This window comes from Marinilabilia salmonicolor (genome assembly GCF_003003035.1).
Taxonomy (GTDB): Bacteria; Bacteroidota; Bacteroidia; order Bacteroidales; family Marinilabiliaceae; genus Marinilabilia; species Marinilabilia salmonicolor_A.
On record NZ_PVTS01000002.1, the window covers coordinates 221,332 to 236,665 of the forward strand.

The following is a 15,334-nucleotide window of genomic DNA, read 5'->3' on the forward strand; positions in this document are numbered from 1 at the left end:
CAAATGAAAACAAGTACACAATCAGGTAAACTGTTACCTAAAATGACAATTAAACTTCATTTTGTTACAAATATGCCCGATTTCGAACACCCGCTGTTTCGAAATCAGACAGTTTTATTTTAAGTACAAAAAGGAGATTGCTAAAACAAAGCGTTATCTGACAAATACTTACATTATTTGGCAGGACAATTGATTAGAAAAAACCGGAAAAAACACACAAAACCAGATACCATGAGCAACAGCATTATCAAAGTAAGCAGCCTTCACAAATCATACCGGATGGGAAACAATGCTCTGCATGTCCTTAAAGGTATTGATCTGGATATTAAGGCAGGTGAGATGGTTAGTATCATGGGCTCCTCAGGCTCAGGTAAATCAACCTTATTGAACATTCTCGGGATTCTTGACAACCATGATCGGGGAGATTATTACCTGAACAATGTAAAAATCGAGAAGATGAATGAAACCAAGGCCGCCAAGTTCCGCAACAACTATCTGGGCTTTATTTTCCAGTCATTCAACCTCATTTCGTTCAAGAATGCCATGGAAAATGTGGCTCTTCCACTTTATTATCAGAATGTCAGTCGCAAAAAAAGAAATCTCAAGGCATTGGAATATCTGGAAAGACTGGGATTAAAAGACTGGGCGGGACATCTTCCTTCAGAGTTATCAGGAGGTCAGAAACAACGCATAGCCATTGCCCGGGCACTTATCTCCGAACCAAAGGTAATACTGGCCGATGAACCAACAGGAGCTTTGGACTCCCAGACATCTTATGAAGTGATGGATATTCTTCAGGAGGTCAACCAAATGGGCATCACCGTTATTATCGTAACCCATGAGGATGACATAGCACACCGCACACAGCGAATCATAAGACTCAAAGACGGATTGATCGAACACAATGAGTTGAACGGAAAATATGAACCCGTTGTCGCCGGTGAAATCTTCACGTCCAATTAAACCCTGCATTTATCACCAATAAAACAGGCTAAACCTTTCAACAACTTTGAACTATGTTTAATTCACTGCAGGAAATATTCTCCACTCTTAAACAAAATAAACTGAGAGCCATCATGACAGGCTTCAGTGTGGCCTGGGGTATCTTCATGCTTATCCTTTTGCTGGGGTCGGGAAACGGGCTTCAGAATGGCATGGAAAACAACTTCAGAGGCACTGCAAAAAATGCACTGTGGATCTGGAGCCGGCAAACCCAGCTATCATACGACGGCCTCCAGGCCGGCCGGCGGATACAATTTACCGATGAAGATTACGATATGCTGGTCAACCACTTCAAAGATGACATCTCGGACATTTCGGGTCGTTTCAGACTTTGGGGCAGCGGGACTGTAACCTACAAAAATGAATATGGTGACTATAGCCTTGAGGGTGTGATGCCGGAGTTCAAAAACATTCAGATTGTGGACATGGAGCAGGGGCGCTACATCAATGAGCCGGACATTCAGCAATTCAGGAAAGTGGCCATCATCTCTGTTCCGGTAAAGAAAGCATTGTTCAAGGAGGAAGATCCCATTGGCAAATACATCCACATCGACAAAGTTCCCTTCAAAGTGGTTGGTACCTTTATTAACCCGGAACGACGGGACGATGAACAAGTCTATATTCCGGTAAAGACTGCCCAGCGCGTTTTTAACGGAAGCAACAAACTTAATGAACTGGCGGTGGCTACCAATGCACTTACCGTGGCCGAAAATAAACGTGTTGAAGAGGCCATCAGAACCACCCTGATGAAAAAACACCGGATTGCCCCTGACGACAAACAGGCGCTCGGTATCTGGAACACCCTGGAGCACTTCAAGCAGGCACAGGGTGTATTCACCGGAATCCGGATATTCGTCTGGGTAATCGGCATCATGACCATCATTGCAGGCATCGTGGGTGTCAGCAACATCATGATTATTCTGGTAAAAGAACGCACAAAGGAACTGGGCATCCGTAAAGCCATTGGCGCCACCCCGTGGTCGGTCATTCGGCTGGTTCTCTCCGAATCAGTGTTCATCACCACCCTGTCCGGATTTTTCGGGCTGGTGGCCGGGATGGGACTCATGGCAGCCATCTCCATGGTGTTGCAAAGCGCAGCACAGAGTAATCCCAGTATCGAAAGCACCTTTTACAATCCGTCGGCAAACCTCTCAGTTGCTGTGTCAGCCCTGGTGGTCCTTATTGTTGCAGGATTAATAGCAGGATATGTACCAGCACGCAGAGCTTCGGCCATTAAGCCCATCGAAGCACTGCACGACGAATAAACAAGTATGAGCACGGTCTAAAAAGGATCTTTATTGCCAAACTCTTCGTTCTTTAAATTTTTTGAGTCCTCATTAACATTGAGTTAACTCCGGCACAAAAATTTTAAACGCCTTGATTTTGACAAAAATCTACCTTTTTATTCCACACTCAAGTATCAATGTAACCAGGAAAGCACATTTTTTTTAATTAAAACCATAATACCGTGTTTGACTTAGACCGCTGGCAGGAGATTCTAAATGCCATAAAACAAAACAAGTTTCGCAGCATACTTACCGCATTTGGGGTATTCTGGGCCATTTTCATGCTGGTTGTTATGACCGGTGCAGGAAACGGACTGATAAACGGTGTCACCAGTGGCTTCCAGGATTTTGCCACCAACAGCGCCTTTATGTGGTCTAACCGCACAACCATCGCCTATCAGGGATACGATCGCGGTCGCTGGTGGAGCATCAACAACGATGATATTGAAGCCATCCGAAATGAAATTGACGGAATAGATGTAATATCACCCAGGTTGCAGGGCTGGAATCTTCGCGAAGGCCAGAATGTGGTACGTGACGAAAAAGCTGCAGCTTTCAATGTGATGGGAGATTATCCCCAATACCGGAAAATAGACCCGTGTACAATGCCCTGGGGCCGATACATCAACGAAGAGGATATCAAACTCAAAAGAAAAGTCTGTATCATCGGAGAAAATGTATATGATGTGATGTTCGACGAAGGAGAAGATCCGGTAGGTCAGTATTTGCGCGTAAACGGCGTCTATTTTATGGTGGTGGGTGTTTTCAGATCGAACAATCCCAACATCAACATCGGAAGCAATAAAAAAGAGACCATTTATCTGCCATTTACCACGATGCAGCAAACATTCAATTACGGAGATGAAGTTCATTTCTTTGGTTTTACTGCAAAACCCGGGGTGAATGTTCAGGGTATTGTGGATGAAATAGAGCCGCTGGTAAAAAAACATCACAAAATTGCGCCGGAGGACGATGAAGCCATCGGTGGTTTTAACGTTCAAAGCGAGTTGCAGACCATGGAATACACATTTCTGGGTATCAACATCCTGATATGGGTAGTAGGTATCGGCACCCTGATTGCCGGAGCAGTGGGAGTCAGCAATATCATGCTGGTGATTGTAAAAGAACGGACACGTGAGATTGGTGTTCAACGCGCCATCGGAGCCAGACCGGCAGTCGTCATTGGTCAGATTCTTACAGAGTCGGTATTTCTGACCACTGTGGCAGGTTTTCTGGGACTGGCCTTCGGAACACTTATTCTGCATCTCACCAATATAGCATTGACAGCTGCAGCGGCCAATGCTCCGGAAGATGAAATGACCTTCTTTGCGAACCCTGAAGTAGGTTTACCTCTGGCCATTTCTGCCCTGGCGTTGCTCATTCTGGTGGGTCTCTTTGCCGGATTGATTCCGGCGATGAAGGCTGTAAGAATAAAACCCATTGATGCACTCAGACATGAATAACCTCTGTGCCCATTGTGATATATAGTCATGAAGAACACAGGGGAATAAAATAAAAACAAAAACAATTTAAAATACGGGCACCAATGCCTATTAAAACCTGAACAAAATGAAGAAGTTTTTTAAAATTCTGATGGTAGTTGTTTTGATAGCCCTTGTAGGATGGGTCGTTTACTACCTTTACAACCAGACCAAAAAATCGCCCGTGGTTTTTGAAACCCAAAAGCCAGAAGTCACCAATATCATTAAAAAAACGGTGGCCACAGGATCCATTGTCCCTCGAAAAGAGATTCAGATTAAGCCCCAGGAATCGGGCATTATTACAGAAATTTACGTTCAACCGGGCGATTTGGTAACGCAGGGCGACCTCATGGCCAAGATTCAGATTATTCCGGAAATGCTTCAGGTCAATGAGGCCGAGAACCGCCTGGCCAAGGCCCGGCTGGCTTTTGAAAATGCCAAAATCGAATATGAGCGGTCTCAGGAGCTCTATGACAACAAAGTAATACCCGAATCACAGTTTCTTGAAGACAAACTGAGCTTCCAGACTTACCAAAAAGACCTGGAATCGGCACAAAACAATCTGGAACTGATCAAAGAGGGGGTTATCAAAAAGGCCGGCGCACAAACCAATACCCTTATACGAGCCACCACTTCAGGCATGGTCCTGGATGTCCCCATCGAAATCGGAAATTCTGTAATCAAAAGCAATACGTTCAACGACGGAACCACCATTGCACTGGTTGCCGACATGGGTGAAATGGTATTCGAAGGAATGGTGGACGAAACCGAAGTCGGAAAGATTAAAGAAGGAATGCAGCTGCTGCTGACCATCGGGGCCCTTGATGAAGAGGAATTCAAAGCCAACCTGGAATTTATCTCACCCAAAGGGGTGGAAGAAAACGGAGCCATCCAGTTCGAGATTAAAGCGGCCGTGGAGTTACAGGAAGGAAGTTTCGTGAGGGCAGGTTACAGTGCAACTGCCGACATCGTTCTGGATCGTCGGGACAGTGTCCTTACCCTGCAGGAAAAAATGATAACTTTTAAAGATGATTCCACCTTTGTGGAGATTATGACCAGTCCTCAGGTCTTTGAAAAACGTTTGGTTAAGACAGGTCTGTCGGATGGTATCAACATTGAAATTGTGGAAGGTCTCTCTCAAGAGGATGAAGTTAAAGTGCCGAAATCGTAAAGATTTAGGGAACTAGTCAGTAGTTTATAGTCAGTAGAGGAAATTTAAGGAAACTGAAACACTCAGAAAACTGTCGAACTATATTAATAGATGCAAAAATTGACAGACAAAGGGGTACCACACTGACGAATCTTAACTTAACTGTACTTTGACACTAAACTCAAAACACTAAACTCTCGATCCTCAACCCCTGAGCCCGGAACCCGAAAATTAAAACCGAAATAAACAAATCATGAGAAACATAGCTGCAATACTGATGCTTCCGATGCTCCTTGCCTTTACGGAAGCCGATGCTCAACAGCCTGAACAATGGAGTCTGAAAGACTGCATTGAATATGCAAAGGACAACAACCTGTCCATCAAGCAACAGAGCCTGAATACCGAATATCAACAAAATGTCTATGAGCAAAAGAAACTCGACCGCATACCATCTGTAAATGGTAGTGTGGGATACCAACTGAGCTTTGGACGCGTGCTGGATGACACCTCTTACGAAATTACGGATCAAACAACTCAGTTCGGACGTTTTTCGTTAGGTGCATCTGTCCCCCTTTTTCAGGGATTTTCGCTAAACAACCAAATCAACCGGGATAAAGCAAACTGGCAGGCATCACGCAAAGAACTGGAAGCTGCAAAGAATGACCTTGCACTGAACATTACCTCTTTGTACCTGCAGGTTCTTTTTGACAAAGAACTGCTCCAGGTGGCTCAGGAACAGTACAAGGTGGCCCGGGAACAGGTAGAGAATACCCAGAAGCTTGTGGATGCCGGACGCGTGGCAGAAGGCAATTTACTCGAAATAAAATCACAGGCAGCACGAGAGGCGCTTACAGTAACGCAGATGGAGAACAATCTTACAATGTCTTTGCTAAGCCTCGCACAGTCTCTTGACTTGGAGGACACCGGAAATTTCGACGTAGTGACTCCGGAAATTCCTGAATTGAAACAAAACACACTGACACCTCCGTCCGATCTTTTTATCCAGGCAGTGGATTTAATGCCGGAAATTGAAGCATCCGAGTTCACCCTGGAAAGCGAACGTTTTGCTTTAAAAGCAGCGCAGGGACAGCTCTATCCTTCCTTAAACATGGATGCCGGATGGAATACGTCAGTGACTAAAAAAGAAAGTACCGTTGATTTTGACTTTGGCGAACATTTTAGTGACAACGCTACCCAGTATGTGGGCCTGACTTTAAGAATTCCTGTCTTCAATGGTCTTGCCGCCCGAAACAATGTGAAAAACACAAAACTGAGCATCCGAAGTGCCCAGCACGATCTGGAAAAGGAAAAACAGACATTGAGAAAAGAGATTCAGCAGGCTTATGCAGATGCACAGGCAGCTTACCTCAAGTACAATTCAGCTCAAACAGCGGTAAATTCTTATGAAGAATCATTGCGATACACCGAAAAGAAGTATTCCGTAGGCCTGGTAAGCCCGGTGGATTACAGTGTTGCAAGAACTGATTATTTGAAAGCACAGTCCGACTTCCTTCAATCGAAGTATGAATATGTGTTACGAACGAAAGTGCTGGACTTTTATACAGGAGCCCCTTTAAATCTTGATTAAACACAATCCAAACTGTCAATACGCAAAAAAGGCGCTGCGGGATTTTCCTGCAGCGCCTTTTTCAAAATGTTTAAAGAAATCCACTCTCACAACATCATGTAACTATTTAAAAGTCACTTCAAAATCCAATTCAAAATCATCATAAATCAGATTGTCACCGAGGTTATCAAAGAAAGAACCGGATCCGTAACGTACATTATATTTGGAACGATCCACCACCAGTTTCCCGGAGAATGTTTTACCCTCCACTTTAGCCTCAAAAGAAACGGGGTTGGTCTGTCCTTTTATGGTCATGGTACCGGTAAACTTGTAATTACCCGATTCAACTTTCTCCCCATTCTTAATTTCAAGGGTTGCCGTAGGATATTCATCCACACTAAAGAAATCATCAGACTTCAGGTGACCAACCAACTGGGCTTTTGAGTCTTTATCTTCAATGTCATGATTACTAATGGAGGTCATGTCGGCCACAAATTTTCCAGAGACAAAGCTGTCTCCTGATTTCTCCAGGTATCCCGACAATAACTCAATGGCTCCGGTGTGAGATCCACCAACTTTCTTCCCTGTCCAGACAATCTGACTGTCCTCTACTTTCAATTCACTTTTTTGCCCGAAGGCCGCCGGGGTCATTACCAGAAATCCCAGCGCCAATATCAAAGTTGACAATTTTTTCATATGATTCTCCTTTTTATTTATATTCGTTTATATAAAACAATCCGGGGTTAAAAAAGTTTTAGCCCCCAAAAAAGAGATCATCTGAATAAATCAATTGAGATTGCTTCGCTACGTTAGCAATGAAAGATTAGGTGCGGTGAATTAATAGTTGGCCCCATTCGGAGACCTAATCCATTTTTGAGCTGTAGCCCGAGTTTGCACTCGAGGTTATTGACTATCGTCGATCTTCGATTCAAAAATGCTCCTTCCAGGGACCTCCCAGATCTGTCATATTCCCATTATGCCTCAAAATTTAATTGAGGTGCGCACTTGCAATGACGGCAATAATTAGGATTAGCAGCCGTCTTTAGGCGGGTGTCCCTGCGGTACAGTCCCTGACACATCAGCCAGCTTTAAGCCGGCTTCTAAACAACAACAAGATCTCATCTGTTTTTTAAAATGAAAAGCCGACTCAAAGCCGGCTCTGACAACCTGAATTTCAGGCCATCAGCCCCGGCTGAAGCCGGAGGCTAATCTCAGGGGGCCTTAGCTGCAGATAGATATAAATAGATGATGTTTTCCTGCAAACACTATATTACTTCTAATTCTTTCCCGATTTTAATGAAAGCAGCAATTGCTTTATCAAGATGTTCTTTCTCATGTGCTGCCGAAAGCTGAATTCGTATTCTTGCCTGCCCTTTTGGCACCACCGGGTAATAAAATCCGGTAACGTAAATGCCCTCTTCAAGCAACCGTGCAGCAAAAGTCTGAGACAAACGCGCATCATAAAGCATCAATGCCACAATTGCCGAGTTGGTCGGTTTAATATCAAACCCCGCCTCGGAAATCCTTTGCTTAAAATAGTCAGCATTGCTCATGAGTTTATCGCGAAGAGCTGTAGATTCGCTCATCATATCAAACACCTCAGTGGCAGCACCAACAATGGATGGAGCCAGAGAATTACTGAACAAATAAGGTCTTGAACGTTGGCGCAACAGGTCAATAATCTCCTTTTTCCCGGTGGTAAAGCCGCCTAAAGCCCCTCCGAGAGCCTTACCCAATGTGCTGGTGATAATATCCACGCGGTCCATCACATTGTGGTATTCATGAGTTCCTCGCCCGGTTTTTCCAATGAAACCGGATGCATGGCTGTCGTCCACCATCACCAGAGCGTTGTATTTTTCGGCCAGATCGCAGATTTTATTAAGTGGCGCGATATCTCCATCCATGGAGAAAACCCCGTCGGTAACAATTATTCTGAATCGCTGCTGTTGGGCATCCTGAAGTTGTTTCTCCAGATCATCCATATCGGCATGCTTGTACCGGTATCTGGCAGCTTTACAGAGTCGCACTCCATCAATGATACTGGCGTGGTTCAGTGCGTCAGAAATAATGGCATCTTCAGCGGTAAAGAGCGGTTCAAAAACCCCTCCGTTGGCATCGAAACAGGCAGCATACAAAATGGTATCCTCCATGCCGAAAAATGCAGCAATCTTTTCCTCCAGATTTTTATGAATGTCCTGGGTTCCGCAAATAAACCGTACAGACGACATTCCATAACCATGAGAATCCAGTGCCTTGTGAGCAGCCTCAATCACTCTGGGATGAGCAGAGAGCCCCAGATAATTATTGGCGCAAAAGTTTAAAACCTTTTCCCCTGAATCAAGCGAAATCTCAGCTTGCTGAGGCGACGTGATGATTCGCTCGGTTTTATACAAACCTGATTGCTTTATATCCTCAAGTTCTTCTTGCAGATGATCTTTGTATTTACCGTACATAACTATATTTTTTGATGACTTCAGACAAAGTTAAAGATAGTGTCTAAACAAAAATATGACAAAAGATCATTTATCATTTATGACCTGTAAAAGTGTTACCAAAATTGTTTATATTACACTAACGATTGTTTACCAAAATAAACACGGCTTTACTCAAATATAACCACTTCTAATGATCCTGAGCCCCCTCTTTTTCCTATTTTTATGGAGATTTAACACCCACCCCAAAAAGTAAACTGTATGCATAATGTAAAAGGGTTCCCCCCAACAGCATTGGAAACCCTTGGTATATTGACGGCTTTCACAGCCTCTGTGGTAGTACTCACGGTGGAAACAGAAGGTGATATTACCTACATCCACGCCGGAGCGGGCAATGCCCCGGAGGAAAAGTCCCTTCTTGAAAAAGCCGTTAACAAAACAGCCGGTTTTGGCCACGGAATAAGCGGATGGTTCGAATTGAACGATCCCTTATTGGTGCGTCCATATAAATCGGGTCGCTTCATCAATCTAACCTCCAAATCGCTCAGTGGCAACAATCGTCTTTGCCTTTTCACCAACAACCCCGAAGGCTGGAGCAAGCAGCAACTCCTCCTAATGGACCAGACAAGAAAAAGCATCGAACAACAATTTGAGAACTATTTCTTCGAGCCCAATACCATCGACCAAACTGACAACGACCGTTTCCGTTTGCTTTTTGATTATTCTCCGGTTGGGGTCTTTTTTTACACCACTTCACTGAAGATTTCAGCTTTTAACGACCGCTTTGTTTCAGTTCTCGGTGCCCCGGCATCCCGGTTACTCAACCTGGACCTGAATACGATATCTGACCGTTCCATACTACCAGCGATCCTGAGGCCTTTATCGGGAGGTGAAGGCGATTATGAAGGCACCTACACATCCATGCTCAGCGGGAAAAAGATCAACGTTACGCTCAAAACTGCTCCCATACTAAACAATTCCGGGGAAATAACGGGAGTAATCGGTGTTGTTACCGACAATACCGATAAAATCAACACCCTAAACGAATTAAAAGAGAGTAAAAACCGCTTAAAGGTACTTATCAACGCAACACCCGACATCATCTGTTTCAAAAACGCAGAAGGTCAATGGATGGAGGCCAATGAATCCATTCAGGAACTATACAGACTTAAAGGGAAAGATTTTCTTTTCAAAAGCGAAGAACATCTTAAAAAACTGGTTCCGGAATTGTCGGAAGTCTTCAGTCAATGCAGTATCTCGGACCAAATGGCATGGGAACGAAAAGAGCCGGTGGTCGTGGAGGAGATTATCCCCTTACCCAATGGGGATGAACGGAGAATTGATGTCATAAAAACACCCGTATTTTATGCCGATGGGACCAAAAAAGGAATTGTAATTTTAGGTCGTGACATTACTGCCAGAAAAAAAGCGGAAGAGATGCTCCGTGAGAGTGAAGAGCGATTCAGAATAGTTGCAACACATGCCAATGACATCATATTTGAATGGAACCCGGCCTCGGACAAAATCAGTTGGTTCGGAAATTCGGGGTATATAGGCTCAGCGCAGACCCCGCCCCGAACCTTTCATGAGTTTGTAAAGCTTATTCATCCGGATGACCGCAAAAGGGTGAAACACTTCTGGACCAATCGTTTTCCGCTCAAAGAAGAATGGAACGACGAATTTAAAGTACAGCTGAGAAACGGGAACACCAAACATTACCGCGCATCAGGAATCATGATATTTAAAGAAGGAAATCCGGAAAAAGTCATCGGAACCTTCACCAACATCACACAGGAAAAAGAACTGATATTCAGCCTCAAGGAAGCTGTAGAAGAGGCACAAAACAACCAGGCACGAATAACGGGATTGCTGGCAGTAATTCCTGACCTCATCTTTGTTTTCAACAGAGACGGAGTCATTAAAGATTATCATGCCGACAGTGGCGAAAACCTTTATGTTGCCCCCGAAGTATTTCTGGACAAGAAAATAGATGAATTCATGCCTGAGGAGATCGCCCGCCTGACACATGAAAAGATTGCATCAGTCATCAGCCATAAAGGTATAGAGACCTATGAATATGAAATAACGGAAGATGGGAAAACAGGAATTTACGAATCGCGAATGGTTTTTGTGGATGAAAACCGGATTATGACCATTGTGAGAGATGTTACCCATGCCCGACAAGTAGAAAAAGACCTGATCGCAGCCAAAGAACAGGCCGAAAAAAGCGATCACCTCAAATCCGCGTTTCTGGCAAACATGAGTCATGAAATCCGAACCCCGATGAATGGAATTCTGGGCTTTTCGGAGCTGCTCCGCAACGAATACCTGGATCCGGAAGAACGCCGAAAAAGCATAGACGTCATTGTTAAAAGCGGTCAGCAATTACTGGCAATCATCAATGATGTGCTTCAGGTATCGCAATTGGAAACGGGGCAGGTAAGCCTGATGCCGGACAAAGTTAACCTCAATAAACTGGTTACCGATCTGGCCAGATTCTTTGAAATAGAAGCCACAGACAAGGCAGTGGAATTAATCACTCAAATCCCGGAAAGACAAATTACCGCCACGGTAGATGGCGGAAAAATCACCCAGATATTCAACAATCTCATCAGCAATGCCTTCAAATTTACTTCTCCCGGAGGACACATTGCTTTTGGTTTTGAAGAAGATGGCAATGAAATTCGGTTTTTTGTGCATGATGATGGTATTGGCATCGCAGAAAAGCACCACAAAATCATCTTCGAAAGATTTGGCCAGGTCCTTAAAATTGGTGCCAAAAACAAAGGTGGAACAGGACTGGGACTCTCCATCTCAAAAAGTCTGGTAGAACTGATGGGCGGACAAATATGGGTGGAGTCTGAAGCAGGCCACGGAGCCAGTTTCTTTTTCAGTTTGTCTCGCTCAATGGAAGTTTAACGCTTTATTCCCGGGTTTTACCCTTTCATCCCTCTTTTTCGGTAATACATCGGTTCTCGGTTGTTTACAACAGGAAAAGGCTGTTTTTTTGCTCAAAACTTACAAAAAACCATGAGCAGAAACAGATTACACTATCATATATGGGGATTGATTCTTATTCTTTCTGCAGGCTGCGAAAATCTTATCGAGTACAGTCCTTATCAATCGGGTTCCGGAGACTTACCACAAAAGTTGAACGAAAAAGTCATTTCCGGACTAAAAAGTAAAAGTTCAGACACTTTTGAACCGTTTAGAGTTGCCATTATCGGTGACAGCCATACCTACTACGACGATTTCGACGATCAGATTAAAGCACTGAACAGCATCGACAGCATCGATTTCGTCATTCACAACGGAGATATTACCATGAGTGGTATTTACCGTGAATTTATGTGGTACCAGGACATTGCTTCCGGGTTAAGTCACCCGATGATTGCCATTGTGGGAAATCACGACTTCCTTTCCAACGGCGAACTGGTTTATCAGGATATGTTTGGTCCGTTGAGTTTTTCGTTTGACTACAACAACTGTCGCTTTGTCTTTTTCGACGACATCATCTGGGAACGAAACGTGGAGGATCCTGATTTTGAATGGCTTTATAGTGCATTAGAAGCCGACGGCAACATTTCTCATGTTTTCCTGGTAGCTCATATCCCCCCCTGGAGCGCACCTTTCAGTGTCGGAAACAGTTATCTGTTTTATCGCATCCTGGAGGAGCAGCAGGTTTCTTTATCCATTCACGGGCATACACACAGCTTTTTTCAAGGCAAACGCGATGAGTGCGAAGTTCCGTTTCTGATTTCAGGTGATGCTACCGATCGCGAAATCATACTCATGGATGTCCGGCCCGACACCGTTCTGATCACCAGAGAATCCTTTTAAAGAATCGAAGAAATGCGCTTAATTTATTTGACAGCCCTGCTTCTGGCGATGCTTTTTAATTCAGGCGCCAAAGCCCAATTTTACTCAGAAGGCACGTACCAAAGAGCCGGAATATTTGACCGGATGTATCAGCCCAGAAAAACGGTAATCTCCGGTGATACAGTTCATTACCGTTCACGCTGGTTCTTTCCGAAACACGCCAAAATACAATATGCCGGAAGTGTGGGATTTTTATCTGTCGGGGTGGGTTACCATTTATGGGACATTTACGAACCCACCTTTAGCTACGGTTTGTTAAACGAATTCTTGGGAGGCAGCAATGTAACGGTGCATACCTTTTCGCTAAAAAACAGTTTCTTCCTGACCCAAAGACCATGGTTTAATCACTTCTGGCCAAAAGCAGGATTAATGATCAACCGGGGAAACACCAATAATACATTTCGAAAACTGCCGCCTCACTATCCCGAGAGTTACTATTTTCAAAACAAGATACATGCAGCACCCTTCTGGGGAGGCGAATGGTATCAGCCACTGAAAGACAAACACCTTACGGGATGGGGATTTTATTTTGAGTTTTCGGCACTCGATGCCTATTTACTGGAAGCGATTCGCACAGAGTATGTGACCATGCTGGATGTATGGAGCCTCGCATTTGGGATCACATTCTACTTTCATTAGGATAAAATTTAATTATAAAGGTCTAATGGAGCTCGCATGCAGGAACTTTTACATATTCTCTTGTGGCAATCGTTTCCATGCTCGCTTCATTAAACCGTATCAAAGGAATAAACGTTAAAACCAACGCAGCCAGCAATTAATACCAATCCCTTCAAAACTGAAAAAACGAAACAGGATCTACATTTTCTTTTATGATATAGATGGTTTCGCTACTTTTGCGAAAAAAATATCCCGATGGCGTATATTCTATGCATTGAAACTTCCACCACGGTCTGCTCTGTAGCACTTACCCGTAATGGGGAAGTGGTTGCAGCCCGGCAGGAGAATGAGGGCAATTCTCACGCCAACAGACTTACTGTTTTAACGGAAGAACTCTTCAAGGACTCTTCGGTAAATATAGAGATGAGTGATATTGACGCAGTTGCAGTAAGCAGCGGCCCCGGATCCTACACCGGATTGCGAATCGGCGTATCCACCGCCAAAGGCATTTGCTTCGCACTTGGGAAACAATTAATCGCCATTCCTTCCTTATCGATTCTCGCTCTTCCGGTAGTACAAAGCCTTGGTTCATTGAAAAATAACCAGGATGCCTGGTACTGCCCCATGATTGATGCCCGTCGGATGGAGGTTTATGCCGCAATGTATGACAGCGGAATGCAGCAAAGGAAGGAAACCTCAGCCGACATTATAGACAGCGAAAGCTATGCAGAGATTCTCAACCGTAGAAAAGTTTTCTTTTTCGGTAACGGAGCCGCCAAATGCAAAGAAACGCTGACTCATCCCAACGCATTTTTCCCGGAAGATGAAGGCCCGCTGGCACGCAACATGGCACAACCTGCTGCAGAAGCCTGGAATAACAGGCAATTTGAAGATGTGGCTTATTTCGAGCCCTTTTATCTGAAAGATTTTATTGCCACCATCCCAAAAAAGAAGATTCTTTGATTAAAAAACACTCCGCGTTAAACCCTGCCCCAGTATGTCTTGTTTAAGTTACTGATGGACTTTCATTTGCTTAACATACTACTCGTCGAAGACGACCTTACTTTGGGAGAAAAGCTAACTGATTTTCTGAAATCCTTTGGTCACGATGTCGTGCATTGTGGCGATGGCGATAAAGCTTTCGAGGCTTTCTGCGACGGTAGATTCAACTTCTGCATTTTCGACCTGATGCTTCCCGGAATTGACGGCTTCACACTTACCGAGCGGATTCGCAGGCGGGACAGTTACATTCCGGTTGTCATCATCAGTAAAAGAAATCATAAAGACGATAAACAAAAAGCTTTTGACCTGGGGGTAGACGATTATCTTGTAAAACCTTTCGATCCGGATGAACTCCTTTGGCGAATCAGAGCTGTCGCAAGACGTATCCATGCACCTTTACCTTCAGGCAATGTTGCCGCTCCCCTGTCCATCGGAAAATTCACCTTCGACCTGAATCGTCAGATGCTGCTAAACGGATCAACCATCCGCCGCCTTACCCGCAGAGAGAGCGAAGTTCTGAAATTGCTGTGCACCCGCAAAAATCAGCTCATAAAGAGGGAAGAAATTCTTATGCAACTCTGGGGCGATGTGGATTATTTCCACGGGCGCAGTCTGGATGTATTTATCAGCAAAATAAGAAGATACCTAAAGGAGGACAACAGCATCAGAATTGACAACATCCCAACTGTGGGGTATATTTTAAAAGAGGGCAAATCCTGAAAACAAAATCGGGCTGCTCCACATAAAGCAACCCGATTTGTATAGAATTTACAGCCGATAAAATCAGCGTTTTCTTATTAAGCACACCTAAAAAAAACAGGAGTTTACTTGCTAACACTATCTAGCCTGGTTTCCGTCTATAAACTAAGCAAAATTTTGTCTAGAAAGTTCCAGTTACAAGGCTTGCGAAGCCCGAA

The 15,334-nt window shown here is 44.2% G+C and carries 12 protein-coding genes; 10 read left to right on the forward strand and 2 right to left on the reverse strand.

Going from position 1 to position 15,334, the window contains the following annotated elements; translation table 11 throughout:
- The first annotated feature begins 231 nt into the window (after positions 1-231).
- The 5 genes from BY457_RS02590 to BY457_RS02610 all read left to right on the forward strand — a co-directional run bounded on the left by BY457_RS02590 (position 232) and on the right by BY457_RS02610 (position 6,507).
- On the forward strand, positions 232-963 hold the full coding sequence (locus BY457_RS02590; protein ID WP_219885126.1) for an ABC transporter ATP-binding protein: 732 nt from the start codon (positions 232-234) through the stop codon (positions 961-963).
- Positions 964-1,016: 53 nt separating this feature from the next.
- Positions 1,017-2,267 carry an ABC transporter permease gene (locus BY457_RS02595; protein ID WP_106151766.1) on the forward strand — a complete coding sequence of 417 codons (1,251 nt, stop codon included), beginning with the start codon at positions 1,017-1,019 and terminating at the stop codon, positions 2,265-2,267.
- Positions 2,268-2,470: 203 nt separating this feature from the next.
- On the forward strand, positions 2,471-3,751 hold the full coding sequence (locus BY457_RS02600; protein WP_106151767.1) for an ABC transporter permease: 1,281 nt from the start codon (positions 2,471-2,473) through the stop codon (positions 3,749-3,751).
- A 106-nt stretch (positions 3,752-3,857) separates the two neighbouring features.
- The gene (locus tag BY457_RS02605; protein WP_106151768.1) at positions 3,858-4,940 is read left to right on the forward strand and encodes an efflux RND transporter periplasmic adaptor subunit; all 1,083 of its coding nucleotides are present in this window, start codon (positions 3,858-3,860) and stop codon (positions 4,938-4,940) included.
- A 232-nt stretch (positions 4,941-5,172) separates the two neighbouring features.
- Entirely contained in the window at positions 5,173-6,507 is a 1,335-nt protein-coding gene (locus BY457_RS02610) for a TolC family protein (RefSeq protein WP_106151769.1), read from the forward strand.
- A gap of 102 nt (positions 6,508-6,609) precedes the next feature.
- On the opposite strand, the gene BY457_RS02615 is transcribed toward BY457_RS02610, so the two are convergent.
- Positions 6,610-7,182 (reverse strand): YceI family protein, encoded by a 573-nt coding sequence (locus tag BY457_RS02615; RefSeq protein ID WP_106151770.1) that lies wholly within the window; start codon positions 7,180-7,182, stop codon positions 6,610-6,612.
- Between the two features lie 569 nt (positions 7,183-7,751).
- Positions 7,752-8,939, reverse strand: coding sequence for a glycine C-acetyltransferase (kbl, locus tag BY457_RS02620; protein WP_106151771.1), 1,188 nt, complete (start codon positions 8,937-8,939; stop codon positions 7,752-7,754).
- Between the two features lie 240 nt (positions 8,940-9,179).
- Between kbl and BY457_RS02625 the strand changes: the two genes are divergently transcribed.
- The 5 genes from BY457_RS02625 (at position 9,180) to BY457_RS02645 (ending at position 15,137) form a co-directional block, all read left to right on the forward strand.
- Positions 9,180-11,837, forward strand: coding sequence for a sensor histidine kinase (locus BY457_RS02625; RefSeq protein ID WP_106151772.1), 2,658 nt, complete (start codon positions 9,180-9,182; stop codon positions 11,835-11,837).
- A 111-nt stretch (positions 11,838-11,948) separates the two neighbouring features.
- Positions 11,949-12,758, forward strand: coding sequence for a metallophosphoesterase family protein (locus tag BY457_RS02630; RefSeq protein ID WP_106151773.1), 810 nt, complete (start codon positions 11,949-11,951; stop codon positions 12,756-12,758).
- A gap of 12 nt (positions 12,759-12,770) precedes the next feature.
- Positions 12,771-13,436 (forward strand): hypothetical protein, encoded by a 666-nt coding sequence (locus BY457_RS02635; RefSeq protein ID WP_106151774.1) that lies wholly within the window; start codon positions 12,771-12,773, stop codon positions 13,434-13,436.
- A gap of 234 nt (positions 13,437-13,670) precedes the next feature.
- A complete protein-coding gene (gene tsaB / locus BY457_RS02640) occupies positions 13,671-14,378 on the forward strand; it encodes a tRNA (adenosine(37)-N6)-threonylcarbamoyltransferase complex dimerization subunit type 1 TsaB (protein ID WP_106151775.1) in 708 nt (235 codons plus the stop codon).
- Between the two features lie 54 nt (positions 14,379-14,432).
- Positions 14,433-15,137 (forward strand): response regulator transcription factor, encoded by a 705-nt coding sequence (locus tag BY457_RS02645; protein ID WP_258176532.1) that lies wholly within the window; start codon positions 14,433-14,435, stop codon positions 15,135-15,137.
- The last annotated feature ends 197 nt before the right edge of the window (positions 15,138-15,334 follow it).